The sequence below is a fragment of the Hymenobacter rubripertinctus genome (assembly GCF_003583925.1).
In the GTDB taxonomy this organism is placed as follows: Bacteria; Bacteroidota; Bacteroidia; order Cytophagales; family Hymenobacteraceae; genus Hymenobacter; species Hymenobacter rubripertinctus.
On sequence record NZ_QYCN01000085.1, the window covers coordinates 1 to 3292 of the forward strand.

Consider the following 3292-nt stretch of genomic DNA (forward strand, 5'->3'; position numbering starts at 1 on the left):
GAGGTGTTTTGGGCAGTAGCAGGTTCCTCACTGCTCAACCAGGTGCTCAAAACGTATTTCCACCGCCTGCGGCCCCAGTCGGCCCTGTTTCAGCAGGCCGGCCTGAGCTTCCCGAGCGGCCACGCCATGATCGGGCTGGCCCTCTACGGTTGCCTGGCCTGGATTCTGTGGCGCCACCGCCACCACCCGGCCTGGGCAGCTCTGCTGCTGCTCTTCGCTCTGCTCATTGGCCTCACCCGCGTATACCTGCACGTGCACTACGCCACCGACGTGCTGGCCGGTTTCGCCGGCGCCTTGTTCTGGCTGATTTTGGTGAGAACAGGGTTACACCTGTGGTGGCGGGAAAGAGAAGAACTGATGAAAAACGGATAGTAATAGAGGGCAGACGATTGATTAGTTTTTATTAAAAGCAAAAAGAGGATACGTTATAACGTATCCTCTTTTTGCTTTTAATAATAGTGGTTATACTGTTTGTCTGGCGCCTGTATTAATACGTGCAATTACCTCCTTCGTGCCAATTAACGCCACTAAATCCATAATTGCTAGTATAATAGGGTGCAAGACCTCCATTATCACATATAGTTTCGTTTAATACATTGGTAAAGGCAGATCCCATATATTCATCTGCTCCACCAGGTCCGCTGGTTGTAGAGCTTCTGAAATAATACGTCTGGCCGTTGATTGTAGCCTGCTCTATACGGCGGGAATGATCTGATGGATCTTCCTCCACCCAGTAAGCGATTAAAGTGCCATTATTAGGATTGTTGCCGTTAAATGTCACTGTATTATTAAACATCAAAGAATTGCGTGACGCCCATTTTTGATTTTTAGTAGCATCTCTACTGGGATTCCATTTCTCGTCATGAATATCCGCGTAAACGGGACTGTTGTTGTACAACTCGCCAGTAGGATTGGCAAGAGAAACATACACGACTCTCATTTCAGGACCACCACTAATACCAGGTTCAATAGCAGGTAAATCGCGGATTTGGTAGCGTTGTAAGTATTGATTATCGCCGTATACTCCCCTTCCAGCAACTACCGCTTGGTTGATTAAGTATTCAGGTATAACCTTGCCTTGTCTATCAACTCGTTCACACGTTCCGATTACTACTAGGGTTTCCGTGATTTCGTCTCGTATTTTAAGATCTGTTTTCTTGCCGTCCTTATCATACATCGGAACGATCAAGTCCTTCTGATCATCAAATCTAATTGGTAATGCCACAACCTTAGGAATGAATTTCTCAGTGTCCCATTCCTCGCATAGTGCAGGTACTGAAAATTGGCAATGTTCTATATCACTCGTGATTTTATCTATTGTGCTTAATGATTCCTCAGTATTAGCTGCATTTTCCTCTTTGTGAGATAATTTTAAGTACTGGTAAGCTAGTTCTTCGCGTATAGTGCGTCCATTTTCAAGTTTCTTGTCCTTGATATTTGAATACAATATGTCGTAATCACCATCGAACTTAAGTAAGGCTTGTTGCTTAATAAAACGACGAATTTGTACATTGTTTAGCGAAGCGCTAACTGCTTTTCCTAATATTGTGGTTCCATTACTGCCATTATACACATCTGTAGTGTTAATGGTCATCGTCTCATCTTTGGAACAAGATGTAAATTGAAGTGCACAAAGCAGTGCTGCTGCCTTTAAGAAATTTGTACTGTGTTTCATGTAGTAACGTACTTAAGAGTTGTTATCAATATTGATGCAACAAATATCTGAGCCCCCTCCACCAGAGGAAAGGAATAATCAACCTGTTCTGTGACTATCAATGTTTAATTGGATTTATGTGATTATTCAAATTATATGAATTTATGGATATTAGTTATTTGCTTATCACTTAGATACTAAGCTTGTTCCCAAATAGTATTTTTGGTCATGCTTGACGTGAATACGCTAGTTGACGACCGCCAGATGCGGGCGTTGACGGGGTTAGATAGGGTCACTTTTTGCGCCTTAGCCGAGCCTTTTACCAGCGGTTGCCAGCAAGAGGCGCATGCGCGCTTTACCGACCAGCGCCCGCGCCAGCGCAAGGCAGGTGGCGGGCGTAAAGGCGTGTTAGCCACTTCGCAACAGAAGCTTTTGTTGATTCTTTACTACCTGAAAACCTATCCCACCTTCGATGTGTTGGCCGCCACGTTTGGCTTGCCCCGCTCCAAAGCGTGTGAACATGCCTACCACTTGGCCAAGGCTTTGGAGAGGACCTTGCGCACCTTGAACGTGCTGCCGGCCCGCGCCATTGACTCGCTGGCGCAGATGCAGGCCCTGTTTGCCGACGTGCCCGTGCTGCTGCTTGATGCCACCGAACGGCCCCATCACCGACCGCAGGCTACGGTAGACCAGAAGGCCGACTATTTGGGCAAAAAAAAGACTGACGCGTAAAAACACGCTTATCGCCGACCCTAGCTGCTACATTCACTACCTGGGACCCACCACGAGCGGGTCTACCCACGACTACCAACTGCTTAAAAATGAATCCGATGTAAATCTGGGACTGCTCGACTTGTTTGAACTGCTGGCTGATTTGGGCTATCTGGGACTGGTGAGCGATTACGACCTGCCAGCCGCGAGTTTGCCACACCGCAAGCCCCGCCGCAGGAAAAAATGTACCGGCGCGGTGCTGAGCGACGCGCAACGCGCCGCCAACTGCGCCCACGCACGCCGCCGCGATAAGGTCGAACACGCTATCAGTGGGGCCAAACGCTTGGGCTGCGTCGCCCAAACGTACCGCAACAAATCCACCTCGTTTAACGACCGGATAATGGCCATTGCCTGCGGTATTTGGAACTGGCATTTGACACAGAAAAGAGCAAACCTTAATTAGGAACAAGTCTAGTAACCAACGATCCACAAATACCGGCTACAAAATGCGTGAACCGAAGGACAGCAAAGCTAAATCCATTTAAATCCGCGCGCCTCCGTGATCAGGAAAGTAACTGCCCGTGTATCGGCTGCGCTGAGTTTGCTCACACTGGAAATAGTGGTGGTGGGCAGCGTGTTTCTGGGGGCGGCGCTGCTGTTCTTCTACCTCACGCGGGTGGTGTTCGTGGCCCACTCGGTGCAGTTCGACACCTGGGCTTTCGGGCAACTTGATGCGGTGCGGGCGGCCTGGCCGAGCCTGACGCCGGTGGTGCGGGCTCTCACATTTTTCGCCTCCCTGCCCTGGCTGGTGGCAGCCGGCCTCGGCATTCCGCTGCTGCTGGGCTGGCGCAAGCATCGGCACGAAGCCTGGGAGGTGTTTTGGGCAGTAGCAGGTTCCTCACTGCTCAACCAGGTGCTCAAAACGTA

At 49.4% G+C, this 3292-nt stretch carries 5 protein-coding genes; 4 read left to right on the forward strand and 1 reads right to left on the reverse strand.

The genetic code is table 11. The features are described 5' to 3' along the window. On the forward strand, positions 1–372 hold a 372-nt coding region (locus tag D0T11_RS21530), incomplete at its 5' end, for a phosphatase PAP2 family protein (protein ID WP_119657862.1). A 115-nt stretch (positions 373–487) separates the two neighbouring features. On the opposite strand, the gene D0T11_RS22325 is transcribed toward D0T11_RS21530, so the two are convergent. Beyond that, positions 488–1675: a hypothetical protein gene (locus D0T11_RS22325; protein ID WP_147374793.1), complete on the reverse strand. Its 1188-nt coding sequence runs from the start codon at positions 1673–1675 to the stop codon at positions 488–490. A 207-nt stretch (positions 1676–1882) separates the two neighbouring features. On the opposite strand from D0T11_RS22325, the gene D0T11_RS21535 reads away from it, so the two are divergent. The 3 genes from D0T11_RS21535 to D0T11_RS21545 form a co-directional block, all read left to right on the forward strand. Beyond that, positions 1883–2386, forward strand: coding sequence for a transposase family protein (locus tag D0T11_RS21535; RefSeq protein ID WP_119657863.1), 504 nt, complete (start codon positions 1883–1885; stop codon positions 2384–2386). A 40-nt stretch (positions 2387–2426) separates the two neighbouring features. After that, positions 2427–2828: a transposase family protein gene (locus tag D0T11_RS21540; protein ID WP_245991111.1), complete on the forward strand. Its 402-nt coding sequence runs from the start codon at positions 2427–2429 to the stop codon at positions 2826–2828. Positions 2829–2924: 96 nt separating this feature from the next. Next, positions 2925–3292 (forward strand): hypothetical protein (locus D0T11_RS21545; protein ID WP_220473766.1); only part of this gene is annotated, 368 nt, incomplete at its 3' end.